This is a genomic window from Micrococcus sp. H39-S4 (assembly GCF_027158145.1).
In the GTDB taxonomy this organism is placed as follows: domain Bacteria; phylum Actinomycetota; class Actinomycetes; order Actinomycetales; family Micrococcaceae; genus Micrococcus; species Micrococcus luteus.
Map to the genome: position 1 here is coordinate 166,515 of NZ_JAPVLT010000001.1, position 24,982 is coordinate 191,496.

Consider the following 24,982-nt stretch of genomic DNA (forward strand, 5'->3'; position numbering starts at 1 on the left):
CGGGCGCGGCGGCCCTTCCGTAGACTTGCGCGGGTGAAGCCCGAAGACCTCTCCGCCCTGCTGTCCGCTGTCCTCACCGACGCCGTCGATGCCGGTGACCTCCCCGCCGCGCTGCGGGAGGAGATCACCCCCGCGCGCGTGAAGGTGGAGCGACCCCGCAGCCGCGAGCACGGCGACTGGGCCACCAACGTCGCCCTCCAGCTGGGCAAGAAGGCCGGGATGGCCCCGCGCGACCTCGCCGGGCTCGTAGCCGAGCGCCTGACCGACAAGCCGGGCATCGCCGCCGTCGACGTCGCCGGCCCCGGCTTTCTCAACGTCACCCTGGACGCGGCCTCGGCCGGCGCCCTGGCCCGCGAGATCGTCGAGGCCGGCCCGGAGTACGGCCGCAACGACGCCCTGGCCGGGCACACCGTGAACATGGAGTTCGTCTCCGCCAACCCCACCGGCCCGCTGCACATCGGACACACCCGCTGGGCCGCGCTGGGCGACGCGATCGCCCGCCTCCTGCGCGCCTCCGGCGCGGACGTCACCGCCGAGTACTACGTCAACGACGCCGGCAACCAGATGAACGTGTTCGCCGACTCGGTCCTCGCCCGCCTGCACGGCCGCGACGTCCCCGCGGGCGGCTACCCGGGCGCGTACGTGCAGGAGCTGGCCGACGCCGTCGCCCTCGAGCACCCGGACGTGCGCGAGCTGACGGACGAGGCCGCCCGCCCGGTGGTCCGCGAGGCCGCGTACCGGCTCCAGATGCAGGACATTAAAAACACGCTCGCCGCCTTCGACGTGCACTTCGACGTGTTCACCTCGGAGCAGACGCTCCACGACTCCGGCGCGATCGAGCAGGCCGTGCAGCGGCTGCGCGCGCAGGGCCACGTCGAGGACCGCGAGGGCGCGGTGTGGCTCAAGACCACGGACTTCGGCGACGACAAGGACCGCGTGCTCATCCGCGCCAACGGCGAGCCCACCTACTTCGCCGCCGACGCCGCGTACTACCTCCACAAGCGCGACCGCGGCTTCGAGGAGAAGGTGTACCTGCTCGGCGCCGACCACCACGGCTACGTGAACCGCCTCAAGGCGATCGCCGCCGCCGCCGGCGACGACCCGGCGACGAACATCGAGATCCTCATCGGCCAGCTCATCTCGGTCAACGGCGCGAAGCTCTCCAAGCGCGCCGGCAACATCATCGAGCTCAAGGACCTCGTGGAGTGGCTCGGCCGCGACGCCCTGCGCTACGACCTGGCCCGCTACCCCGCGGACTCGCCCCTGACGATCGACCCCGAGCTGCTGCGCTCCACCACGAACGACAACCCCGTCTACTACGTGCAGTACGCCCACGCCCGCGCCTCCGGCGCGGCGCGCACCGCGCAGGCCCACGGCGTGGACCGCTCCGAGTTCGACGCCGCCCTGCTCACCCACGCCACCGAGTCGGAGCTGCTGGCCCAGCTGGCGGAGTTCCCGGCCGTCGTCGGCGCGGCGGCGCGCCTGCGCGAGCCCCACCGCGTGGCCCGACACCTCGAGGTGATCGCCGGGGCCTACCACTCGTGGTACGCCGCCTGCCGCATCGTGCCCATGCCCACCGACGACGGGACGCCGCGTCCCGTCGAGACCCTCAACCGCACCCGCCTGTGGCTCAACGACGCCACCGCCCAGGTGCTGGCCAACGGCCTCGGCCTGCTCGGCGTGACCGCCCCGGAGAAGATGTGAGCGCCCGGATGACGACGCCGCAGCCCGCCCCCGCCTCCCCGCTCGCCCCCGCCTGGCTCCCCGCGCCGGGGGACCCGGACGCGCTCGTGCCCGGCCTGTGGGCCGCCGGCGTGGACCGCGCCGCCGACGGCGAGCTCACCGTCCAGGGCCTGCGCGCGAGCGCGCTCGCCGCGGAGTTCGGCACGCCGCTGCTCGTGGTGGACGAGGACGACTTCCGCGCCCGCGCCCGCGCGTTCCGCGAGGGCTTCGACGCCGCGTTCGCCGACCTGTGCGGGGGAGCGGACGTCTACTACGCCGGCAAGTCCATGCTCACCCTCTCCACCGCCCGCTGGGCGGCCGAGGAGGGCCTGCGCGTGGACACCGCCTCCGGCGGCGAGCTGGCAATCGCGCTGGCCGCCGGCGTCGACCCGGCCCACATCGGCCTGCACGGCAACAACAAGTCGGACGCCGAGCTGCGCACCGCCCTCGAGGCGGGCGTGGGCCGGATCATCGTGGACTCGCTCGACGAGCTCACCCACCTGGCCGCGCTCGCGGCCGAGGCCGGCCGCCGCGCCCCCGTGATGCTCCGGCTGACCCCGGGCGTGCACGCGCACACCCACGACTTCATCGCCACCGCGCACGAGGACCAGAAGTTCGGCCTCTCCCTGGCCCCGGCCTCCACCGACCGGGACGGCAACGTGGCCGGCCGCTCGCCGGCCGCCGTCGCCGTGGCCGCGGCCCTGGCGGCCGAGTCGATCGACCTGCTGGGCGTGCACTGCCACATCGGGTCCCAGATCTTCGAGGCCGAGGGCTTCGGGCTGGCGGCCGGACGCGTGCTCGAGTTCCTCGCCGAGGTCAAGGCCGAGCACGGGGTGGAGCTGGCCGAGCTCGACCTCGGTGGCGGCCACGGCATCGCCTACACGGCGGTGGACGAGCCGCGCCCGGCCGCGGAGATCGCCGACGCCCTCGCCGACGACGTCCAGAAGACCGTCGAGCGCCTCGGCCTGACGTGCCCGCGCGTCTCCCTTGAGCCGGGGCGGGCCATCTCGGGCCCCGCGGGGCTGACCCTCTACACGGTCGGGGTGACCAAGACCGTGGACGTGGACGCCCCCGACGGCGGCACCGCGGCCCGCCGCTACGTCGCCGTGGACGGCGGCATGTCCGACAACCCGCGTCCCGTGCTCTACGACGCCGACTACACCGCCGTCTCCGCGCGCCGCACCTCGGAGGCCGAGCCGGTGCTCTCCCGTGTGGTGGGCAAGCACTGCGAGTCCGGCGACATCCTGGTCCGCGACGTGTACCTGCGGGCCGACCTGGGCCGCGGCGACCTGCTGGCGGTGCCGGCCACGGGCGCGTATACGCACGTGATGTCCTCGAACTACAACGCGCTGGCCCGCCCGGCCGTCGTCGCGGTCTCCGGCGGGCAGGCGCGGGTGATCATCCGTCGCGAGACGCAGGAGGACCTGTTCGCCCGCGAGGCCGATCCGCGCCTCGCCCGCTGAGGACGCGGGCGCGGCGCACCCGGCCGTCGGCCTCGGGTCCGGGTGGGTCCGTCCCGCTCTGCGGACACCGAGTGTCGCGCGGTGGGACGGGCCGGGGCGCCGCGCTAGATTCGTGGCCAGCCGGGCCGCGCGGTCGCGCGGGCCCGACCCCACCCTGGATCACGGAGGACCATGCCCCAGCACACCGACGCCCCCACCGCACTCAAGGTCGCCCTGCTGGGCGGCGGGACCGTGGGGTCCCAGACCGCCCGGATCCTCACCGAGGACGCCGACATCCTGCGGGACCGCGTGGGCGCCGACCTCGAGCTCACGGGCATCGCGGTGCGGGACACGGGCGCGACGCGCGACTGGCAGGCGGACCCGGCGCTCTACACGACCGACGCCGAGGCGCTCGTGGACGGCGCGGACGTCGTCATCGAGCTGATGGGCGGCGTCGAGCCGGCCCGCACCCTGATCCTGCGCGCCCTGGCCGCCGGCACGTCCGTGGTGACGGGCAACAAGGCGTTGCTGGCCCAGCACGGCGAGGAGCTGTACGCCGCGGCCGCCGCCACCGGCGCGCAGCTCAGCTTCGAGGCCGCCGTCGCCGGCGCCATCCCGATCCTGCGCCCGCTGCGCGACTCCCTGGGCGGCGACCGCGTCACCCGCGTGATGGGCATCGCCAACGGCACCACCAACTTCATCCTCGACCGGATGGACTCCGAGGGGGCGGACTTTGACGACGCCCTCGCCGAGGCCCAGCGGCTCGGCTACGCCGAGGCCGACCCGACCGCCGACGTCGAGGGCCACGACGCCGCCGCGAAGGCCGCGATCCTGGCGACCATCGCATTCGGCGCGCCGTACACCCTGGACCAGGTGGCCGTCGCGGGCATCACCGCGATCACGGCCGAGGACAACGCCGCCGCCGCGGAGGCGGGCTACGTCATCAAGCTGCTGGCGATCGCCGAGCGCGGCCGCGCCGCCGACGGTGCCCAGGGCGCCGTCCTGCGCGTGCACCCCACCCTGCTGCCGCGGGAGCACCCGCTGGCCTCCGTGCGCGGGGCGTTCAACGCCGTCTTCGTGGAGGCCGAGAACGCCGGCGAGCTCATGTTCTACGGTCCCGGCGCCGGCGGCGCCCCCACCGCCTCCGCGGTGATGGGCGACGTCGTCTCGATCGCCCAGCGCATCGTGCGCGGCGGCCCGGCGCGCCTGCGCACCCCCGTCACCGCCCTGCCCGCCCTGGACCCGGCCGAGGCCCACACCTCCTTCATGGTCGTGCTGCGCGCGGCGGACCAGCCCGGCGTGCTGCGCCGCGTCGCCGGGGTGTTCGAGGAGCACGGCGTCTCCATCGAGACGCTGCGCCAGGTCCCATCTGAGCGCGAGGACGCCCCCGGCGCGTCCCTGCGGCTGATCACCCACCGTGCGCGGCAGCGCGACCTCGACGCCACCGTCGAGGCGCTCGCCGCCCTGGACGTCGTCCACGAGGTCGCGTCCGTCCTCCGAGTCGAAGGGAACTGACCCATGGCCCACCAGTGGCGCGGCGTCGTCCGCGAGTACGCCGACCGCCTGCCCGTCACCGAGGACACGCGCGTGATCACCCTCGGCGAGGGCGGCACCCCGCTCATCCACGCCCCCCACCTCTCCGAGCTGGTGCAGGGCACCGTGCACGTGAAGTTCGAGGGCATGAACCCGACCGGCTCCTTCAAGGACCGCGGCATGACCATGGCGATCACCGCCGCCGTCGCGGACGGCGCGAAGGCCGTCGTCTGCGCGTCCACCGGCAACACGTCCGCCTCGGCGGCGGCCTACGCCGCGCAGGCCGGGATCACGTGCGCCGTGCTCGTGCCCGAGGGGAAGATCTCGATGGGCAAGATGTCCCAGGCCGTGGCCCACGGCGCGGAGATCCTCCAGGTGCAGGGCAACTTCGACGACTGCCTCGAGGTGGCCCGCAAGCTGGCCGAGAACTACCCCGTGTTCCTCGTGAACTCCGTCAACCCGGCCCGCATCGAGGGGCAGAAGACCGGCGCGTTCGAGGTCGTGGACACCCTCGGCGACGCCCCGGACTACCACCTGCTGCCCGTGGGCAACGCGGGCAACATCACCGCGTACTGGAAGGGCTACCGCGAGTACGCCGCCCCCTACGTGAACCCGCACGAGGGCGCCTCGGACGCCGAGCTGCCCGCGGTGGCCACGAAGACCCCCGTGATGTGGGGCTTCCAGGCCGCGGGCGCCGCCCCGATCGTCCAGGGCCACCCCGTGACCGACCCGGACACGATCGCCACCGCCATCCGGATCGGCAACCCGGCCTCGTGGGAGCAGGCCGAGGCCGCCCGCGACGAGTCCGGCGGGATGATCGACTCCGTCACGGACGAGGAGATCCTCGAGGCCCACCGCTGGCTCTCCGCGAAGGAGGGCGTGTTCGTCGAGCCCGCCTCCGCCGCCGGCGTCGCCGGGCTGCTCAAGCACCACGCCGCCGGGAACGTGCCGGCCGGCAAGAGCTGGGTCATCACCGTCACCGGCCACGGCCTCAAGGACCCGCAGTGGGCCCTGCGCGGCGCCGACGGCGCCGACGTGACCCCGCGCTCGGTGCCGTTCGACGTGGTCACCGTCGCCCAGGCCCTCGGCCTGAGCTGAGCCATGGCCGCACCGCAGCCGCTGGCGCCCGGGACCGCCGCGTCCGTCTCCGTCCCCGCCACCTCCGCCAACCTCGGCCCCGGCTTCGACTCGATGGGCCTGGCCCTGGAGCTGCGCGACGAGGTGACGCTCACGGTCGTGGCGGGCCCCGACGTCGCGGAGGTCGTGGGGGAGGGGGAGGCCACCCTGCCGCGGGACGGCGCGCACCTGATCCTGCGCCTGGCGCACGAGCACCTGCGGGACCGCGGGTTCACCGCGCCGGGGCTGCACCTGCGCGCCGTGAACCGGATCCCGCACGCCCGCGGGCTCGGCTCGTCCGCGGCCGCCGTCGTCGCGGCCTACGCCGCGGCCGAGGCCCTGCTGCCGGCCGCGCTGCGCCGGGCGCCCGCGGACCTGCTCGAGGCGGCCACCCGCTTCGAGGGGCACCCGGACAACGTCGCCCCCGCGCTCGTGGGCGGGGCCACCGTCTCCTGGACCCGTGACGACGTCCCCGGCCCGGCCACGGCGCGGCTGCGGCTGCACGAGCGCGTGGTGCCGGTGGTCGCGATCCCGGACACCGAGCTGTCCACCCACGTCGCCCGGGGCGTGCTGCCCGCCGAGGTGCCCCACGCCGTGGCGGCGGCCCAGGCCGGCCGTGCCGCGCTGCTCGTCCACGCGCTGGCGGAGGACCCCGCGCTGCTGCCGGCCGCCACGCGGGACTGGCTGCACCAGGAGCCGCGCGCCGTGACCATGCCGGCCAGCGCCGCACTGGTCGCGGGGCTGCGCGAGCGCGGCCACGCCGCCGTCGTCTCCGGCGCGGGTCCCACGGTGCTCGCGCTGTGCGACGGCGTCCAGGCGGCCGAGCACGCCGCGGAGGCGGCGCGTGCTCTGACGGCGGACGGGGCGGCCGCCTGGCGCGTGCTGGTGCCGTGCGTGGCCGTGGACGGTGTTAGGGTGGAATCACTCCACCACGGCTGACCCCACCGCCTCGCGCGGCCCGGGTCTCCGGTGCCCGGGCCTGTGACGGCCGGACGCACCGTGCGCCGTCGGCCGGAACCCCGCCGCGATCCATCCCGTGCTGCGCACGGCCGGCGTGCGGGATCCGCTCCGGCTCGGTCGAGTCCGGACGCCTCCGCCCCGTCACGCAGCGACTGCGCACGATCAGGGGAGGCGCCACTGCTGAGTTCACACCATGAAACCCGGTTTTCTGGGGCGCCGCTGCGCGGCCCGACCGGATGCACACCGCAGCCCGACGCGCCACGCGCCGCCGGGCCGCATTCGAGGGAGAAGGAACCTTCGTGACCGAATCCACGGAACAGACCACGCCGACGAACGGCGGTGGCCTGGCCTCGCTCAAGCTCGCCCAGCTCCAGGCCCTGGCCTCCCAGCTCGGCATCGCCGGCGGCTCGCGCATGCGCAAGGCCGACCTGGTGACCGCGATCTCCGACCACCAGCGCGGCGGCTCCGTGGCGGACCGCGACGCCGCCGAGCGCGCGGCCCAGGCCCCCGCGGCCCCCGCCGCCGAGGCCGTCCCGGCGGCCGCGTCCTCCGAGGACGCCGCCCCGGCCGCCGAGCGCCCCGCCCGCCGCCGCTCGCGCCGCGCCGACGCCGACACCTCCGCTCCGGCCGCCGTCGCCCAGGACGGGCAGCCCCAGGCCGAGGCCCGCGAGGCCCAGACCGAGCAGGGCCCCCGGGAGACCGCCTCGGACCAGGATCGGTCCGGGGGGTCCGAGACCCGCGACGAGGGCGAGGACCGCCCGCAGTCCGAGCGCCGTTCCCGCGGCCGCCGCCGCGCCGGCGACGACGACGCCCAGCAGGGTCAGGACCGTCGCTCCGACGGCGCCCAGGGCGAGGACGGCGCCGACGCGGACCGCCGCGGCGACCGGGAGGACCGTGATGACAACGGGCGCGAGAACGGCCGCGGCCGCAACGGCCGCAACGGGCGGGACCGCGACAACGGCCGCGACCGCGACAACGGCCGCGACCGCGAGAACGGCCGCGACCGCGAGAACGGCCGCGAGAACAATCGGGACCGTGAGAACGGCCGCGACGGCTCCCGCGAGCAGCGCGGCGACAAGTCCGAGGACGGCGGCCGGGGCGACGGCGGACGCGGGGACCGCAGCCGCCGCGACGACCGCGACGACGAGGGCGGCCGCAACCGTCGCAACCGCCGCAACCGCAACGAGCGCGGCCGCAACCGCCGTGGCCGCGGCGGCCCCGAGGTCGACGAGACCGAGCTGACCGAGGACGACGTCCTGCAGCCCGTGGCCGGCATCCTCGACGTGCTGGACAACTACGCGTTCGTCCGCACCTCCGGCTACCTGCCGGGCCCGAACGACGTCTACGTCTCCCTGGCCATGGTGAAGAAGTACGGTCTGCGCAAGGGCGACGCCGTCGTCGGCGCGATCCGCGCCCCGCGCGACGGCGAGAAGCAGCAGCACCACGGTGGCGGCTCCAACCGTCAGAAGTTCAACGCCCTGGTGAAGATCTCCTCGGTCAACGGTCAGCCCGCCGTCGAGCACCCGCAGCGCGTGGAGTTCGGCAAGCTCGTGCCCCTGTACCCGCAGGAGCGCCTGCGCCTGGAGACCGATCCCAAGCTGATCGGCCCCCGCGTGATCGATCTGGTCAGCCCCATCGGCAAGGGCCAGCGTGGCCTCATCGTCTCCCCGCCCAAGGCCGGCAAGACGATGATCCTGCAGTCGATCGCCAACGCGATCAAGACGAACAACCCCGAGGTCCACCTCATGATGGTGCTCGTCGACGAGCGCCCCGAGGAGGTCACCGACATGCAGCGGTCGGTGGACGGCGAGGTCATCGCCTCCACGTTCGACCGCCCGGCGGACGACCACACCACGCTCGCCGAGCTGGCCATCGAGCGCGCCAAGCGCCTCGTGGAGATGGGCCGCGACGTCGTCGTGCTGCTCGACTCCATGACCCGCCTGGGCCGCGCCTACAACCTGGCCGCCCCGGCCTCGGGCCGCATCCTCTCCGGCGGTGTGGACTCCTCGGCGCTGTACCCGCCGAAGAAGTTCTTCGGCGCCGCCCGCAACATCGAGAACGGCGGCTCGCTGACCATCCTGGCCACCGCGCTGGTCGAGACCGGCTCGCGCATGGACGAGGTGATCTTCGAGGAGTTCAAGGGCACCGGCAACATGGAGCTGCGCCTGTCCCGTCACCTCGCGGAGCGCCGCATCTTCCCGGCGGTGGACGTCAACGCGTCCGGCACCCGCCGCGAGGAGGCCCTGCTCTCGCAGGAGGAGGTCAAGATCATGTGGAAGCTGCGCCGGGTGCTCTCCGGCCTCGAGCAGCAGCAGGCCCTCGACCTGCTCACCAACAAGATCAAGGACACCGCGTCCAACGCCGAGTTCCTCATGCTGGTCTCCAAGACCACGCTGGGGTCCAAGGGCGACGACTGACCGTCCCGTCGCACGGCCCCGTCCCGCCCGGGGGAGCTCGTCTCCGCCGGACGGGGCGGGGCCGTCCACGTCGGACAGCCCGGCCCGCTGAGGCCGGAGGAGGAGAGGCACGCACGTGTTCGATTCGGACCAGCGGCGCGAGGCCGTGGATCGGCTCCTGGCGGAGCATCGCGAGCTGACGGCGCGCCTGTCCGACCCGGCGGTGCACCAGGACCCGGCGCTCGCCCGGCGGCTGAACCGGCGGTTCGCCGAGCTCGGCGCCGTGGTGACGGCCCACCGCGCCTGGTCGGCGGCCGCGGAGGAGCTGGCCGACGCGCGGGAGCTGGCCGCGGCCGGCGACGACGACGCGGCGGCCTTCGCGGCCGAGGTGCCCGGTCTGGAGGCGGCCGAGGCGGAGGCCGCCGAACGGCTGCGCCGGCTGCTGATCCCGCGCGACCCCGACGACGCCCGCGACGTGATCCTCGAGATCAAGGGCGGCGAGGGCGGCGAGGAGGCGGCCCTGTTCGCCGGCGACCTGTTGCGCATGTACCTGCGCTACGCCGAGTCCCGGGGCTGGAAGACGGAGGTCCTCTCCGCCACGCACTCCGACCTGGGCGGCTACAAGGACGTCCATGTGGCGGTGCGGGGGAGCGCGGCCGACCCGGCCGACGGCGTCTACGCCCGGCTCAAGTTCGAGGGCGGCGTGCACCGCGTGCAGCGCGTGCCCGTCACCGAGTCCCAGGGCCGCATCCACACCTCCGCCGCCGGCGTGCTCGTGCTGCCCGAGGTGGACGCCCCGGACGAGGTCCACCTCGATCCGAACGACCTCAAGGTGGACGTGTTCCGCTCCTCCGGGCCGGGCGGCCAGTCCGTCAACACGACCGACTCCGCGGTGCGCCTGACGCACCTGCCCACGGGGATCGTCGTCTCCATGCAGAACGAGAAGTCCCAGATCCAGAACCGCGAGGCCGCGCTGCGCGTGCTGCGGTCGCGGCTGCTCGAGCGGCAGCGGGCGGAGCAGGACGCCGAGGACTCCGCGGCGCGCGCCGCGCAGGTGCGCACCATGGACCGCTCGGAACGCATCCGCACCTACAACTTCCCGGAGAACCGGATCGCGGACCACCGCACCGGCTACAAGGCGCACAACCTCGACGCGGTCCTCGACGGCGACCTCGAGGCCGTGATCGCCTCCTGCCTCGCCCTCGACGAGGAGCGGCGGCTCGCCGCGCTGGGCGGGGACGCGTGAGCGCACCGGCCTGGTCCGCGCTGCTGCGCGACGCCGCCGCCCGCCTGGCCGCGGTGGGCATCGACTCGCCGCGCGTGGACGCCGAGCTGCTGCTGGCCCACGTGCTCGGCCTCGACCGCGGCGCGCTGCTGGCCCGGGTGTTCGCCGGGGCCGTGGCCGAGCCCGCGCAGGCGGCGGCGTTCGAGGCGCTCGTCGGACGCCGCGCCGCCCGCGAGCCCGTCCAGCACCTGACCGGCGTCGCGCACTTCCACGGGCTCGACCTGGCGGTCGGCCCGGGCGTCTTCATCCCGCGGCCGGAGACCGAGCTGCTCGTGGAGACCGTCGTGGCCGACCTGGCCGCGCGGCCGGCGGCGGGCGTCGTGGTGGACCTGTGCACCGGCTCCGGCGCGATCGCCGCGGCCGTCGCGGCGTGGGGCGAGGCGCGGGGACGCGCGCTCGCCGTCACCGCCGTCGAGCTCGACCCGACGGCGGCCGACTGGGCCCGGCGGAACCTCGCCCCGCGCGGGGTCGACCTGCGACAAGGCGATGCCCTTGTCGCATGCCCCGACCTCGAGGGCCGCGTGGACGTCGTCGTGAGCAACCCGCCCTATGTGCCCGAGGCCGAGGTGCCCGCCCAGCCCGAGGCCCGACTGGACCCGGCGCGGGCGCTCTACGGCGGGGACGCGCCCGGGCTGCGGGTCCCGCGGGCCATCGCGCACCGGGCGGCGGACCTGCTCGCCCCGGGCGGCCTCTTCGCCATGGAGCACCACGAGACGCAGGGCCCGGCGCTCCTGGCCACCCTCGGCGCGGACCCCCGGTTCACGGGCGTCCGCGTGCACCCGGACCTCACCGGACGAGACCGGTTCCTGACGGCGCGCCGGTCCTGCGACGCCGCGGCGGGCGCGGAGGTGGAAGAATGACCGACGTGAGTGACTTCATCGACGTCTCGGATCCGGCCGCCCTCGAGAATGCCGTGGCCCGCGCCCGCGAGGTCCTCGCGGACCGCGGCTGCGTGGTCCTGCCCACGGACACCGTCTACGGCATCGGAGCGGACGCGTTCTCCCCGCTGGCCGTGGCCGTGCTGCTGGCCGCCAAGGGCCGCAGCCGCACCATGCCGCCGCCCGTGCTCATCGCGGACCGCCGCGTCATGGCGGGCCTCGCGTACGACGTGCCGGAGGAGGCCGAGGCCCTCGCCGAGCGCTTCTGGCCCGGCGCCCTCACGCTCATCCTCAAGTCCCAGCCCACGCTGACCTGGGACCTCGGCGAGACCCGCGGCACCGTCGCCCTGCGCGTGCCGGACGACGCGGTGGCCCGCGAGCTGCTCTACGCCGTCGGCCCCATGGCCGTCTCCAGTGCGAACCGCACCGGCATGGACGCCGCCACCACCGCCGACGCCGCCCGCTCGATGCTGGGGGAGTCCGTGGCCCTCTACCTCGACGCCGGCCCCCGCGAGAGCCGGGATCCCTCGACGATCGTGGACTGCACCGTCACCCCGTTCCGGGTGGCCCGGCAGGGCTCCGTGCCCCTGGAAGAGCTGCGCGCGGTGGTGCCGGACCTGCTCGCCGAGGGCGAGGAGCCGCCGGTCGCCGCCGAGCGGATCGCGGCCGACGACGCCGCCGCGGCGCGCCCCGCCGACCGGGAGGCCTGACCGGCCCCCATGCGCGCGTATCTCGTCCTGGTCGTGGTCACGGCCGTCGCCTGCGGGGCCCTGACGCCCCTCATGCGCCGGCTGGGGCTGCGCGCGCGCGTGTTCACCCCGCTGCGCCAGCGAGACGTGCACCGGCACCCCGTGCCGAAGCTGGGCGGCGTGGCCATGGCCGCGGCCGTGCTGGTGGGATTCGCCGTCGGGGGAGTCGTGCCGTTCCTCCAGGGGATCTACGCGGACGACGCCGCGATGCGCGGGCTCCTGGTCGCCGTCGCCGTCGTGCTCATCGTGGGCATCGCCGACGACATGTGGGACCTGCGCTGGTGGGTGAAGATGGCCGGCCAGGTGCTGGCCGGGCTCGCGGTGGCCCTGGGCGGGATCCGCATCGAGGCGATGCCGGTGGGCTGGATCCCGGTGGGGAACGAGACCACGCAGGTCATCCTCACGGTGTTCGCCGTGGTGCTGACGATGAACGCGATCAACTTCGTGGACGGTCTGGACGGCCTGGCGGCGGGCGTCGCGCTGATCGGCGGCTCGGCCTTCTTCGTCTACTCGTATCTGCTGACGCGGACCATCAACCAGTTCGACTACGCCAACCTCGCCACCCTGCTCATGGCCCTGCTCGTCGGCGCGTGCGTGGGCTTCCTGCCGTGGAACCTGGCCCCGGCCCGCATCTTCATGGGCGAGGTGGGGGCCATGCTCATCGGCCTGCTGATGGCCGCGGCCGCGGTCGCCGTGACCGCGGACGTGAACGCCCTGGACGGGATGCGCTTCCGCAACGTCCCCGCCTACATGCCGATCCTGCTGCCCGTCGCCGTCCTCGCACTGCCGCTCGCGGACCTCGCCCTGGCCGTGCTGCGGCGGACGGCCAAGGGCACCAGCCCCTTCTCGGCGGACCGCGGGCACCTGCACCACAAGCTCGTGGACGGCGGCTACACCCAGGCGCAGGCCGTCGCGCTGCTCTGGCTCTGGGCGTTCCTCGTGGCCTGGGGCGCGGTGTCCCTGAACTTCGTGGACCACAGGATCGTCCTGCCCGTGCTCGCCGTGGCCCTGGCCGGAGCCGGCTACCTCACCCTGCATCCGCTCGTGGAGCGCCGTCGCGCGGTCCGGAACGACGCCGCGGCCCACCCGGACGAGCGGGGGGACGCGTGACCGGGGCGGGAGGTCGCCGACGCCGGCGCCGCTGGGAGAACCGCCGTGGCTGGTGGGGGATCCTCGGGTGGTCCCTGGCCGCGGCGGGGGCTGCCCTGGCGATCACGTGCGCCGCGTGGCTGCTCTCCGCCGGCGGTGAGGCAGCCGGGAGCGCCCTGTTGGGCGGCGGCGCGGTGCTCGCGCTCTCGGCGCTCACCGGGGTGACGACGGCACTCGTCTGGGACCGGGCGCGCGAGGCGGCGCTGCCGGTCAGCGTGGGGCTGTTCGTGCTCAAGATCGCGGTGTTCGCGGTGCTGCTGGGGGCCCTGCCCCGCCCCGACTGGGTCCGGCCGGACGCGGCGGCGATCTCCGCCCTCGTGACGATCCTCGTCTGGCAGGCCGCGGAGGTCCTCGTCTTCGCCCGGACCCGCCGCGGGATCTACGCCGATTGACCCGCCCGAGGGGCGAAGACACGGAGCCGCGGGCCATGTCGTGGGCCCCGTCTGCGGTACGGAGCACGGGTCACCGTTTGGTATCGTTGGCGGCGAACACTTCGACGGCGCCCATCTGCCGCCATCCGTGTCTCGCATCGCACCGGTACCCCCGCAATGTCGCGGCGCCCGCCTGTGGTCCGGGGACGAGGCTGCGGTCCCGTCGACTGCATCACTTCGGAGAGGAACCGCGTGCTGACCCTCGTGCTGGCCAACGCATCATTCGTGCCCCCCACCATCTCTGATGGTCACCTCTCGGAGATCTTCCCCTGGGGTGCGGAGTACGGCACCGGCTTCGGCAAGCAGATGCTGCTCGTCCTGCTCTCCGTGGTGCTCATCACCGCCTTCTTCGCGTGGGCCATGCGCCGTCCCCGGCTCGTGCCCGGCAAGGCCCAGTGGCTCGCCGAGTCCGGCTACTCCTTCGTCCGGAACGACATTGCGAAGGACATCCTGGGCGAGAAGAACTTCAAGCAGTGGGTCCCGCTGCTCTTCGCCATCTTCTTCTTCGTGCTGCTGAACAACCTGTTCGGCGCCATCCCGGTGCTGCAGCTGCCGACCTTCTCCCACGCGGGCGCCGCCTACGGCCTGGCCCTCATCGTCTACGCGATCTGGATCGGCGTCGGCATCAAGCGCCACGGCGTGCGCTACCTGAAGCTGGCCGTCGTGCCCTCCGGTGTGCCCGGTTGGATCCTGCCGCTGCTCGTGCCGCTGGAGATCATCTCCAACTTCATCGTGCGCCCGCTGACCCACTCCCTGCGTCTGATGGCCACCATGCTCTCCGGCCACATGATCGTGATGCTCGCCGGCGCCGGCGCCGCCTACCTGATCACGCAGACCGGCAGCCTGGCCCTGCAGGGCACCGGCATCCTGGTCATCCTCGGCTCGGTGGCCCTGTACTTCCTCGAGCTGCTGATCATGTACCTGCAGGCCTTCGTCTTCACGCTGCTGACCGCGATCTACATCCAGGGCGCGATCGACGCGAACGACCACTGATCTTCCGGGGCCGCCTCGGGCACGACCCAGGCGGCTGCGGTACGGCGGGAGAGCCCGCCACCAGTCTTCCCGGCCCTCCGCAGGAGGACCACCCGGGAGGCCGACCCTCCACAACCCGGCCGGACACCTCGGCCTCGTGAAAGGAACACCATGGAACTGCACGGTTCGCTCAACATGATCGGCTACGGCCTCGCCGCCATCGGCTCCGCCATCGGCGTGGGCCTGATCTTCGCCGCCTACATCAACGGCGTCGCCCGTCAGCCGGAGGCCCAGCGCATCCTGCAGCCGATCGCCCTCCTGGGCTTCGCGCTCGCCGAGGCCCTCGCCATCCTGGGCCTCGTCTTCGCCTTCGTCATCGGCGCCTGACGCGCCGCGTCCACGGAGCGCCCGCACGGTGAGACCGTCGGTGCTCCATCTCCACAGGACTCTTGACCGAAGGATGGTTGAAACATGATCAGCAACGGACTGATCCTCGCGGCGGCTGAGGGGGCCAACCCCCTGATCCCCAACCCGTGGGAGATCCTCGTCGTCGTGGTGGGCTTCGCCCTGCTCATGTTCATCGTCATCAAGTTCATCGTCCCGACCCTCGAGAAGTCCTACCAGGACCGTGTCGAGGCGATCGAGGGCGGTCTGGCCAAGGCTGAGAAGGCCCAGGCCGAGGCGAACGCGATGATGGCGGACTACGAGTCGCAGCTGGCGGACGCCCGCACCGAGGCGAACCGCATCCGCGAGGATGCCCGCACCGAGGCCGCCGAGATCGTGGCCGAGGCGCGCGAGCGCGCGACCGCCGAGGCGACGCGCATCTCCGAGCAGGCGCAGGCGCAGATCGCCGCCGAGCGTCAGCAGGCCGCCGCGCAGCTCAAGGGCGAGGTCGGTTCGCTGGCCACGACCCTGGCCAGCAAGATCGTGGGCGAGTCCCTCGAGGACGACGCCCGCTCGCAGCGCGTGGTCGACCGCTTCCTGGCTGACCTGGACCGTCACCAGAGCGCAGGTGTCGCCGAATGATGACGGGCGCATCGAGGGACTCCCTGGCCGCCTCCCTGGAGGCCGTCGGTCCGGTGCTGGACGAGGGCGGCGTGGCCCTGGCACGCGAGCTGTTCGGCGCGCTGGACGTGGTGGACGAGCACGGCGCCCTGCGCCGCGCCCTGACCGACCCCGCCTGGACCACCGAGCGCCGTCACGGCCTCGTCGACTCGCTGTTCGGCGCCCGGGTGACCCCCGGTGCACTGCAGGTCCTCAAGGACCTGGCCGGCCGCCGCTGGTCGGCGGAGCGCGATCTCGGGGACGCCCTCGAGACGGTGGCTGTGCACGCGGCCGCCGCGGAGGCCGCACGCGGCGGACACGCGGGCCTGGCCGCCCTCTTGGGCGAGCTGTTGGCCTTCAACCGCACGGTGGAGGACTCGCACGAGGTGCAGCGGGCGCTCACCGATCAGCACGCACCCCTCGAGGCACGGGCCGCTCTGGCCGGTCGTCTCCTGGGCGCGTCGGCCAGTCCGGCCGGCCGACTGCTGGTCGAGCGCGCCGTCTCGGCCCCGCGCGGCCTGAAGCCGTCCGCCGCTATCCGCAAGGCCGCGGACGTCGTCGCCGAGCGGCAGCGCCAGTGGATCGCCGAGGTGACCGTGGCCCGGCCGCTCGAGGCCGAGCAGCAGGAGCGGCTGGCCCTGGGCCTGCGCCGCGCCTTCGGCCGCGATCTCGTCATGGACGTGACGGTGGACCCCCACGTGGTGGGCGGCGTCCGCGTCCAGGTCGGCGACGACGTCGTCGACGGGTCCATGGCCTCGCGCCTCCACGACCTCCAGCGGCGGATGGCCGGCTGACGCCGGCTCCCGCCCGCATCCGGAACACCCACGAACGTAAGCATCATCGTCACGTCGATGATCACCAAGCACAGAGAGCAGGGACTGCAGATGGCCGAATTGACCATCAACGCTGACGATGTCCGCAATGCCTTGAACGATTTCGCGGCATCGTACGAACCGTCGGGCACCGATCGCACCGAGGTCGGCCGTGTCATCTCCGCGGCGGACGGCATCGCTCGTGTGGAGGGTCTGCCCTCCGTCATGGCGAACGAGCTGCTGCGCTTCGAGAACGGCATCCAGGGCCTGGCCCAGAACCTCGACACCCGCGAGATCGGTGTCGTCGTCCTCGGCGAGTTCCAGGAGATCCGCGAGGGCATGGAGGTGCAGCGCACCGGCGAGATCCTCTCCGTCCCGGTGGGCGACGCCTTCCTGGGCCGCGTGGTGGACCCGCTGGGCCAGCCCATCGACGACCTGGGCCCGATCGAGGCCGAGGGCCGCCGTGCCCTCGAGCTGCAGGCGCCGACCGTGACCGAGCGCAAGTCGGTCCACGAGCCGCTGCAGACCGGCATGAAGGCCATCGACGCCATGATCCCGATCGGCCGTGGCCAGCGTCAGCTGATCATCGGTGACCGCCAGACCGGCAAGACCGCGATCGCCGTCGACACGATCCTCAACCAGAAGGCCAACTGGGAGTCGGGCGACGTCGAGAAGCAGGTCCGCTGCGTCTACGTGGCCGTGGGCCAGAAGGCCTCCACCATCGCCGGCGTCCGCGCCACGCTGGAGGAGCACGGCGCCCTGGAGTACACCACCATCGTGGCCTCCCCGGCGTCCGACCCGGCCGGCTTCAAGTACCTCGCCCCCTACGCCGGCTCGGCCATCGGCCAGCACTGGATGTACGGCGGCAAGCACGTGCTGATCATCTTCGACGACCTGTCGAAGCAGGCCGAGGCCTACCGTGCCGTCTCCCTGCTGCTGCGCCGCCCGCCGGGCCGCGAGGCCTACCCGGGCGACGTCTTCTACCTGCACTCCCGGCTCCTCGAGCGCTGCGCCAAGCTCTCGGACGAGATGGGCGCGGGCTCGATGACCGGCCTGCCGATCATCGAGACCAAGGCGAACGACGTCTCGGCCTACATCCCGACCAACGTCATCTCCATCACCGACGGCCAGATCTTCCTGCAGTCGGACCTGTTCAACGCCAACCAGCGTCCCGCCGTGGACGTGGGCATCTCGGTGTCCCGCGTGGGCGGCGCCGCCCAGGTCAAGGCCATGAAGAAGGTCTCCGGCACGTTGAAGCTGGACCTGGCGCAGTACCGCGACCAGCAGGCGTTCTCCATGTTCGCCTCGGACCTGGACCCGGCCACCCGCCGCCAGCTCGCCCGCGGTGAGCGCCTCATGGAGCTGCTCAAGCAGCCGCAGTACTCGCCCTACCCGGTCGAGGAGCAGGTCGTGTCCATCTGGGCCGGCTCCAAGGGCCACCTCGACGAGGTGCCGGTGCAGGACGTGCTGCGCTTCGAGCGCGAGTTCATCGACCACCTGCGTCGCCACACCTCCGTCCTGACCGACATCGCCTCCACCGGCAAGCTCGAGGACGGCACCGTGTCCGCGCTCGAGTCGGCCGTCGCCGAGTTCTCCAAGGGCTTCCAGTCCTCCGAGGACGGCGGCGTGCAGGCCGGCCACGAGGAGCACCGCGCGATCGAGCAGGACCAGGTCGCGCAGGAGCAGATCACCAAGCAGAAGCGCTGACCGCCGGTCGGTGAGGGAGCGGTCCGGCGTCGGACCCCACGGGGACGACGCCGGGCCGCCCTCCCGCCAGGGAAAGGACCACCATGGGAGCCCAGATCCGGGTCTACCGTCAGAAGATCGCGTCGACGTCGTCGATGAAGAAGATCTTCAAGGCGATGGAGCTGATCGCCACGTCTCGCATCACCAAGGCACGTGAGCGCGTCAGCGCGTCGCTGCCCTACGCGAACGCGATCACCCGCGCCGTCTCGGCCGTGTCGAGCCAGCACGACATCGATCATGTCCTCACCACGGAGCCCGAGAACCCGACCCGGGCGGCCGTGCTCATCATGTCCTCGGACCGCGGCCTCGCCGGCGCGTACTCCGCGAACGTGCTGCGCAAGGCCGAGCAGCTCCTCTCCCGCCTCGGCGAGGAGGGCAAGGACGTGGACGTGTACGTCGTCGGCCGCAAGGCGCAGACGTACTTCGACTTCCGCGGCCGCGGCTACAAGAAGCTGTGGACCGGTCAGACGGACGCCCCCGTCGCCGAGCGCGCCGCCGAGATCGGCGAGGTGCTCGTGGACGCGTTCCTCACGGACACGGCGGACGGCGGCGTGGACGAGATCCACGTCGTGTTCACCGAGTTCGTCTCGCTCGTGAAGCAGAACCCCCACGTGGTGCGCCTGCTGCCCCTCGAGGTCGTCGAGGAGGAGGCCGCCACCGCCGAGGACGTGCTGCCGCTCTACGAGTACGAGCCGGACGCGGAGGAGGTCCTCGACGCGCTGCTGCCCAAGTACATCGAGTCGCGCATCTTCAACGCGATGCTGCAGTCGGCGGCCTCGGAGCTCGCCAACCGTCAGCGCGCCATGAAGTCGGCGGGCGACAACGCCACGAGCCTCATCAAGGACTACACCCTCCTGATGAACAACGCCCGTCAGGCCGAGATCACCCAGGAGCTCACCGAGCTCATCGCGGGCGCGGACGCGCTCAACAACTCCTGAGCCCGTTCGGGACTCACCAGACTCGCCATCCACACACGATAGAAGTGAGAGAGATGACTGCCACCATCACTGACCAGGGCACCGGGACCCCCACCGGCGGTGCCACCGGACGCGTGTCCCGCGTCATCGGCCCCGTGATCGACGCCGAGTTCCCGGCCAACGCGATGCCGGAGATCTACAACGCGCTGACCACCGAGATCGACCTCAACGGCCAGCGCCGCACGGTCACCTTCGAGGTCGCCCAGCACCTCGGCGACAACATGGTCCGCGCCATCTCCCTGCAGTCCACCGACGGCCTGGTGCGCGGCACCGACGTCGTGGACACCGGTGCCCCCATCTCGGTGCCGGTCGGTGACGCCGTGAAGGGCCACATCTTCAACGTGCTCGGCGAGACCCTGGACATGCCGACCTCGCAGCTGCAGGCCGAGGACCGCTGGCCGATCCACCGCCCGGCCCCGAACTTCGCGTCCCTCGAGGGCTCCACCGAGATGCTGGAGACCGGCATCAAGGTCATCGACCTGCTGACCCCCTACATCAAGGGCGGCAAGATCGGCCTGTTCGGCGGCGCCGGCGTGGGCAAGACCGTGCTCATCCAGGAGATGATCACCCGTGTGGCCCGCAACTTCGGCGGCACCTCCGTGTTCGCCGGCGTCGGCGAGCGCACCCGTGAGGGCAACGACCTCTGGGTCGAGATGGAGGAGGCGGACGTCCTCAAGGACACCGCCCTCGTGTTCGGCCAGATGGACGAGCCGCCGGGCACGCGTCTGCGCGTGGCCCTGTCCGCGCTGACCATGGCGGAGTACTTCCGCGATGTGCAGAACCAGGACGTGCTGCTGTTCATCGACAACATCTTCCGCTTCTCGCAGGCCGGTTCCGAGGTCTCCACGCTGCTGGGCCGCATGCCCTCCGCCGTGGGCTACCAGCCGAACCTGGCGGACGAGATGGGTGTGCTCCAGGAGCGCATCACCTCGACCCGCGGCCACTCCATCACCTCGATGCAGGCCGTGTACGTCCCCGCGGACGACTACACCGACCCGGCCCCGGCCAACGTGTTCGCGCACCTGGACGCGACCACCAACCTGACCCGTGACCTCGCGTCCCGTGGCCTGTACCCGGCCGTGGACCCGCTGGCCTCGACCTCGCGCATCCTCGACCCGCAGTACGTGGGCCAGGACCACTACGACGTGGCCATCCGCGTGAAGCAGATCCTGCAGAAGAACAAGGAGCTGCAGGACATCATCGCGATCCTCGGTGTGGACGAGCTCTCCGAGGAGGACAAGATCACCGTGGGCCGCGCCCGCAAGATCGAGCAGTTCCTCTCGCAGAACACCTACACCGCCAAGCAGTTCACCGGCGTCGAGGGCTCCACCGTGCCGGTCAAGGACACCGTCGAGGGCTTCAAGGCCATCGCCGACGGCGACCTGGACCACGTCGCGGAGCAGGCCTTCTACAACGTGGGCGGCCTGGACGACGTCGAGCGCGAGTGGGCCAAGATCCAGGCCGAGGGCTGATCGATCATGGCTGAGCTCAACGTCGAGATCGTCTCCGAGGAGCGGTCCATCTGGTCGGGCGCCGCGTCGGCCGTGTCGGCGCGCACCGTCAACGGTGAGATCGGCATCCTCCCGGGCCACACCCCGATGCTGGCCGTCCTCGGCGACGGCGAGGTCGTGGTGCGGACCACGGACGGCGGCACCGTGACCGCGCAGGCCCGCGGCGGCTTCTTCTCCGTGGACCACGACCGTGTCGTGATCGCCGCGACGTCCGCCCGGCTGGGCGACGCCGCGGCGGCCTGACGCGGCGCGGCAGGACCTGACGGTGGAGGGCCCGGTGCTCATCGCCTCGGCGACCGTGGTGGCAGTCATCGTGCTGTCGGCACTCGCCCTGGTGATGCGGCGCCGGGCCCTCGCCCGTGTCACGGCCGCCTTCCCGGCGGTCCTGGAGCGGGAGGGCCCGGGGCGTGAGCGCGTGATCGGCGTCTACGACGAGTCCCGCCTGCGCCTCACCGGGGGCTGGCGCCTCTCGCGGGAGCGCTGGAGCGCGGACCGGAGCCGCCTGCAGATCGACCGCCTCCCGGCGGACGAGGCCGGCCGGGCCGTCCTGGAGCTGAGCGCCGGCGCACGTCCGGTGCGCGTCGTCGTCGACCCCGACGACGCCGGCGCCCTGCGCGCCTGGAGCGAGGCGGGGCCGTCCGCGGCGTCGTCCTTCTGGCGTCGCTGAGCCCGCCCGGCGCCTCAGAACAGGCGGGACTCGGCGTCGTCCACGCCGCGCATCGCGTCGTAGTCGAGGGTGACGCAGCGGATGCCGCGGTCCTCGGCGAGGGTGCGGGCCTGGGGCTTGATCTGCTGGGCCGCGAACACGCCGCGCACGGGCGCCAGGAGCGGGTCCCGGTTCATCAGCTCGAGGTAGCGGGTGAGCTGCTCGACCCCGTCGATGTCCCCGCGGCGCTTGAGCTCGACCGCCACGGTGCCGCCGTCGGCGTCGCGGGCCAGGATGTCGACGGGGCCGATCGCCGTCATGTACTCGCGGCGCACGAGGGTGTGGCCGTCGCCGAGCAGGCTGATCTGCTCGGCCAGCAGACGCTGCAGATCCGCCTCCACGCCGTCCTTGACGAGGCCGGGGTCCACGCCGAGCTCGTGGGAGTCGTCCGCCAGGACCTCCTCGATGAGCACGATGAGTCGGTCGTCGGACTTCTTGGCCTGTACGCGCCAGACCTGCGTCACCCCCTGGTCGGCCTGATCGGGGGAGGGCTCCTCCACGTGCAGGGTCGCGGGCGGCGACATCCAGTTGAGGGGCTTGTAGGAACCGCCGTCGGAGTGCACCAGCACCGAGCCGTCCGCCTTCACCATGAGCAGGCGGGTGGCGGTGGGCAGGTGGGCGTTCAGGCGGCCCTCATAGGTCACGGAGCAGCGGGCAATGACGAGTCGCACCGGTCCATCCTAGGCGGACCGTGCCCACCCGCTCGTGTGTCAGCATGGGGACATGCCCCGTTCGAACCGTCCCCGCCGCTCGTCCGCGCCTCGGCGGAGCGAGCGCGGGGCCTCCGGCGTCTCCCGGCGGTCCCGGCCGTCGCCGGGGCGGTCCGACCCGCTCGAGGAGCTCCTCGGCCTGGACGCGGGCTACTCGCGCCAGTCCGGGTCCGACGGCGGATGGCACGTCCGGCAGATCCCCGCGTGGCGCGCGGTGAAGGACTACATGTGCCCTGGCTGCGGTCGGGTGATCCGGCAGGGCCAGGCGCACCTCGTGGCCTGGCGCGCGGACTGGATCATGGGGGACGAGGACGCGGGGGCGGACCGGCGGCACTGGCACCCGGTGTGCTGGCGCACCCGCCCGGGCCGCTGACCGCGACGGTCCGGGCCGCGCCGCCGTCGTGGGCCTACCGGGCGTCCTGGCGGGGGATGAAGACCTCGCGGACCAGCAGCAGCAGCGCGGCGGCGAGCGGGATCGCCATGAGGGCGCCGAGGACGCCGAGCAGCGCGCCTCCGGCGATCACCGCGATCACGGCCACGGCCGCCGGCACGGACACCGCGCGTGCCATGACGCGCGGCGAGATGACGTAGGCCTCGATCTGCAGGTAGACGAAGTAGATGGCCGCGAACACGGCGGCGGTCTGCCACGAGGTCAGCAGGCTCACGAGGGTCAGCAGCGTGCCGCCGATCGCGGCGCCCACCAGCGGGATGAACGCCATGAAGGCGGCGATCGCGGCGAGCAGGACGGCGAAGGGGGCGCCGGCGATGGCCAGCGCCGTGAACGCCACCGCGCCGTTGAGGGCGGCCACGAAGGACTGGCCCATCACGTAGTGGCCGACCGAGGAGGTGATCTGCTCGGACAGCGCCTCGATCCGGGGCCGGCGCGAACGCGGTGCGAGCCGGTAGGCCCAGTACTTCATGTGCGGCAGGGAGGAGAGGAAGTACAGCGTCAGCACGACCACCACGAGCACCGAGAAGACGGCGTTCAGCACGGTCTGGCCGAAGCCGAGGAGCCCGCCGAACAGGTCGGTGACGGCGACGCCGTCGGCGGCGAGGCGCTCGGTCTGGGCGCGAACGGCCTCCTGGAGGTGGAACTCCTCGTCGAGCTGCACGAACCACTCGGCGGTCATCACCCCGTCGATGATGGCCGGCAGGTCCTGGACCAGCTGCGTGGACTGCTCGATCACCGTGGGGACCAGGAGGGCGACGAACGCCCCGGCCACGGCGGCCAGGCCGAGCGCGGCCGTGAGCACGCCGACCCACCGGGGCGCGCCCCAGGACTCGACCCGGCGCACCAGCGGATCCAGGCCCAGGGCGATGAACAGGGCCGCGGCGATCCACACGATGAGCTGTCCGTTCGTGCGCAGCACCGAGACGACGCCGATGGCCAGGGCCACGCCCACCGCGAGCAGGAAGCCGGTCAGCACGGGGGACTCGAGAGCCACGGCCGCGACCGCCGGATCCTCGGCGCCGTCGACGGGGACCGACTCGGGGTCCACCCGGTCCTCCTCGAGGAAGGGTCGGCGCCGCCGCAGGACGGAGCCCAGGCGGGGCAGTCGACGACGCCCGGCGGGCGTCGGCCCGTGCGACGGCGGCGCGGCGGCCACCCCGACCGGCTCCACGGGGACGCCGGCCACGGGCGGCTGCTCGGCGCCCTCGGGCTCGGCCGGGCCACGGACGTCGGCGACGCCGGTGGCATCCGGGCCGGATGCGGTCTCCTTCTCCTCCACGCGCTCAGCGTACGTCAGGGCCCCGGCCTGACCGCGCCGCGCCCGGGAGGCTACCGTGGGGCCCAGTGACAACGCCCCTCGCCCCGGCGACGGGGCGGCCCCGGACCGGAAGGATCGTGACCGACGTGACCGCCCAGCCCCCCTCCGACGCCCCGTCCCACCTGCGCGGCGCCGTCGACCTGTCCTCGCTCGGCACCCCGGCCCCGGCCGGGCGCACCGCGCCGGGGGCCGACGCCGGCGCCGGCGGCGGCTCGTGGGTGATCGCGGACGCCGACCAGGGTCTGCTGCAGCAGCTGGTCCAGCTCTCCGCCCAGGTGCCGGTGCTGCTGCACCTGCACGTGCCCGGGGACGCGGCGAGCGAGGCGCTCTACCGGCAGTTCGCGGACGCGGTCGACGCCCAGGCGGGACGGCTCGTGCTCGCGCGTCTGGACGTGGCGAAGGAGCCCGCCGTGCTGCAGGCGCTGGGCCTGGGGGCCGGCCCCGCGGTCATGGCCGTGGTGGCGGGGCAGCCGGTGCCGCTGGTCAATCAGGAGGTGCCGGAGGAGACGCTGCGCCAGCTCATGGGGGAGATCCTCGAGGTGGCCCGTCAGAACGGCGTCGCCGGCACCGTGCCCCCCGTCGCCCCGGCGCGCCAGGACGCCGACGCCGCGGCTGCGGAGGCTCCGCCCGTGCCGCCGCTGCACCGGGCCGCCCATGAGGCCCTCGCCGCCGACGACCTGCCCGGGGCCGTCTCGGCGTGGGAGGCGGCGCTGGCCGACAGCCCCGCGGACGCCGTGGCCCAGCAGGGCCTGTCCGCGGCCCGCCTCATGCTGCGCACCCGTGACGCCGACGCTGCGGCGGTGCGCGCGGCCGCCGCGGACGGCCCGGACGACGTCGCCGCCCAGCTCGCCGTCGCCGACCTGGACGTGCTCGGTGGCCACGTGGAGGACGCCTTCGCCCGGCTCGTGCGGTTCATCGCCCTCCACCCCGGCGACGACCGGGAGACGGCGCGCGCCCACCTCGTGGACCTCTACACCGTGGTGGGCACGGACGACCCCCGTGTGCAGGCCTCGCGGCGTCGGCTGGCCGCAGCGCTGTTCTGAGGGACCCTCAGTTCATCCCTGAGGAGGACGC

General features: G+C 73.4%; 24 protein-coding genes. 22 read left to right on the forward strand and 2 right to left on the reverse strand.

Annotation, left to right across the window (positions count from 1 at the left end; translation table 11 throughout):
* The first annotated feature begins 33 nt into the window (after positions 1–33).
* The 20 genes from argS to O3T09_RS00900 all read left to right on the forward strand — a co-directional run bounded on the left by argS (position 34) and on the right by O3T09_RS00900 (position 21,390).
* Positions 34–1,704 carry an arginine--tRNA ligase gene (gene argS / locus O3T09_RS00805; RefSeq protein WP_069942038.1) on the forward strand — a complete coding sequence of 557 codons (1,671 nt, stop codon included), beginning with the start codon at positions 34–36 and terminating at the stop codon, positions 1,702–1,704.
* An 8-nt stretch (positions 1,705–1,712) separates the two neighbouring features.
* Positions 1,713–3,185, forward strand: a complete 1,473-nt coding sequence (lysA, locus tag O3T09_RS00810) for a diaminopimelate decarboxylase (RefSeq protein WP_073115747.1) — start codon at positions 1,713–1,715, stop codon at positions 3,183–3,185.
* Positions 3,186–3,356: 171 nt separating this feature from the next.
* Positions 3,357–4,679, forward strand: coding sequence for a homoserine dehydrogenase (locus O3T09_RS00815; protein WP_069942036.1), 1,323 nt, complete (start codon positions 3,357–3,359; stop codon positions 4,677–4,679).
* 3 nt (positions 4,680–4,682) lie between these two features.
* A complete protein-coding gene (thrC, locus tag O3T09_RS00820) occupies positions 4,683–5,795 on the forward strand; it encodes a threonine synthase (RefSeq protein WP_036313078.1) in 1,113 nt (370 codons plus the stop codon).
* A 3-nt stretch (positions 5,796–5,798) separates the two neighbouring features.
* Positions 5,799–6,752: a homoserine kinase gene (gene thrB / locus O3T09_RS00825; RefSeq protein WP_069942035.1), complete on the forward strand. Its 954-nt coding sequence runs from the start codon at positions 5,799–5,801 to the stop codon at positions 6,750–6,752.
* 320 nt (positions 6,753–7,072) lie between these two features.
* Positions 7,073–9,190: a transcription termination factor Rho gene (rho, locus tag O3T09_RS00830; protein ID WP_269295267.1), complete on the forward strand. Its 2,118-nt coding sequence runs from the start codon at positions 7,073–7,075 to the stop codon at positions 9,188–9,190.
* A gap of 115 nt (positions 9,191–9,305) precedes the next feature.
* Positions 9,306–10,415, forward strand: a complete 1,110-nt coding sequence (prfA, locus tag O3T09_RS00835; protein ID WP_044659208.1) for a peptide chain release factor 1 — start codon at positions 9,306–9,308, stop codon at positions 10,413–10,415.
* Positions 10,412–11,314 (forward strand): peptide chain release factor N(5)-glutamine methyltransferase, encoded by a 903-nt coding sequence (gene prmC, locus O3T09_RS00840; RefSeq protein ID WP_269295268.1) that lies wholly within the window; start codon positions 10,412–10,414, stop codon positions 11,312–11,314. The genes prfA and prmC overlap by 4 nt, the downstream gene beginning before the upstream one ends.
* A complete protein-coding gene (locus O3T09_RS00845) occupies positions 11,311–12,042 on the forward strand; it encodes an L-threonylcarbamoyladenylate synthase (RefSeq protein ID WP_049161492.1) in 732 nt (243 codons plus the stop codon). The genes prmC and O3T09_RS00845 overlap by 4 nt, the downstream gene beginning before the upstream one ends.
* A gap of 9 nt (positions 12,043–12,051) precedes the next feature.
* Positions 12,052–13,191, forward strand: a complete 1,140-nt coding sequence (locus O3T09_RS00850) for an MraY family glycosyltransferase (RefSeq protein WP_159833037.1) — start codon at positions 12,052–12,054, stop codon at positions 13,189–13,191.
* Positions 13,188–13,622 carry a hypothetical protein gene (locus tag O3T09_RS00855; RefSeq protein WP_227448602.1) on the forward strand — a complete coding sequence of 145 codons (435 nt, stop codon included), beginning with the start codon at positions 13,188–13,190 and terminating at the stop codon, positions 13,620–13,622. The genes O3T09_RS00850 and O3T09_RS00855 overlap by 4 nt, the downstream gene beginning before the upstream one ends.
* A 231-nt stretch (positions 13,623–13,853) precedes the next feature.
* Complete coding sequence (gene atpB, locus O3T09_RS00860) at positions 13,854–14,654, forward strand: F0F1 ATP synthase subunit A (protein WP_269295269.1); 801 nt, start codon at positions 13,854–13,856, stop codon at positions 14,652–14,654.
* A gap of 150 nt (positions 14,655–14,804) precedes the next feature.
* Positions 14,805–15,020, forward strand: coding sequence for an ATP synthase subunit C (locus O3T09_RS00865; RefSeq protein WP_002857264.1), 216 nt, complete (start codon positions 14,805–14,807; stop codon positions 15,018–15,020).
* Between the two features lie 84 nt (positions 15,021–15,104).
* Positions 15,105–15,659, forward strand: coding sequence for a F0F1 ATP synthase subunit B (locus tag O3T09_RS00870; RefSeq protein WP_070708776.1), 555 nt, complete (start codon positions 15,105–15,107; stop codon positions 15,657–15,659).
* The gene (locus O3T09_RS00875) at positions 15,656–16,471 is read left to right on the forward strand and encodes a F0F1 ATP synthase subunit delta (protein WP_070708777.1); all 816 of its coding nucleotides are present in this window, start codon (positions 15,656–15,658) and stop codon (positions 16,469–16,471) included. Before O3T09_RS00870 ends, O3T09_RS00875 begins: the two co-directional genes overlap by 4 nt.
* A gap of 90 nt (positions 16,472–16,561) precedes the next feature.
* Complete coding sequence (gene atpA, locus O3T09_RS00880) at positions 16,562–18,196, forward strand: F0F1 ATP synthase subunit alpha (protein WP_036334989.1); 1,635 nt, start codon at positions 16,562–16,564, stop codon at positions 18,194–18,196.
* 83 nt (positions 18,197–18,279) lie between these two features.
* Positions 18,280–19,173 carry a F0F1 ATP synthase subunit gamma gene (locus tag O3T09_RS00885; protein WP_044659203.1) on the forward strand — a complete coding sequence of 298 codons (894 nt, stop codon included), beginning with the start codon at positions 18,280–18,282 and terminating at the stop codon, positions 19,171–19,173.
* Positions 19,174–19,226: 53 nt separating this feature from the next.
* Complete coding sequence (gene atpD / locus O3T09_RS00890) at positions 19,227–20,684, forward strand: F0F1 ATP synthase subunit beta (RefSeq protein WP_070708778.1); 1,458 nt, start codon at positions 19,227–19,229, stop codon at positions 20,682–20,684.
* A 6-nt stretch (positions 20,685–20,690) separates the two neighbouring features.
* On the forward strand, positions 20,691–20,966 hold the full coding sequence (locus tag O3T09_RS00895) for a F0F1 ATP synthase subunit epsilon (RefSeq protein WP_036313044.1): 276 nt from the start codon (positions 20,691–20,693) through the stop codon (positions 20,964–20,966).
* A 34-nt stretch (positions 20,967–21,000) separates the two neighbouring features.
* Entirely contained in the window at positions 21,001–21,390 is a 390-nt protein-coding gene (locus O3T09_RS00900) for a DUF2550 family protein (RefSeq protein ID WP_223247525.1), read from the forward strand.
* 14 nt (positions 21,391–21,404) lie between these two features.
* Here the strand turns inward: O3T09_RS00900 and nucS are convergent, their stop codons facing one another.
* Positions 21,405–22,100: an endonuclease NucS gene (nucS, locus tag O3T09_RS00905; RefSeq protein ID WP_002857250.1), complete on the reverse strand. Its 696-nt coding sequence runs from the start codon at positions 22,098–22,100 to the stop codon at positions 21,405–21,407.
* A 52-nt stretch (positions 22,101–22,152) separates the two neighbouring features.
* Here nucS and O3T09_RS00910 point away from each other — a divergent pair, with 52 nt between their 5' ends.
* Positions 22,153–22,512 (forward strand): hypothetical protein, encoded by a 360-nt coding sequence (locus O3T09_RS00910; RefSeq protein WP_036313038.1) that lies wholly within the window; start codon positions 22,153–22,155, stop codon positions 22,510–22,512.
* 34 nt (positions 22,513–22,546) lie between these two features.
* Here the strand turns inward: O3T09_RS00910 and O3T09_RS00915 are convergent, their stop codons facing one another.
* A complete protein-coding gene (locus O3T09_RS00915) occupies positions 22,547–23,869 on the reverse strand; it encodes an AI-2E family transporter (protein WP_119217404.1) in 1,323 nt (440 codons plus the stop codon).
* 125 nt (positions 23,870–23,994) lie between these two features.
* Between O3T09_RS00915 and O3T09_RS00920 the strand changes: the two genes are divergently transcribed.
* Positions 23,995–24,951: a co-chaperone YbbN gene (locus O3T09_RS00920; protein WP_225348405.1), complete on the forward strand. Its 957-nt coding sequence runs from the start codon at positions 23,995–23,997 to the stop codon at positions 24,949–24,951.
* Positions 24,952–24,982: the final 31 nt, after the last annotated feature.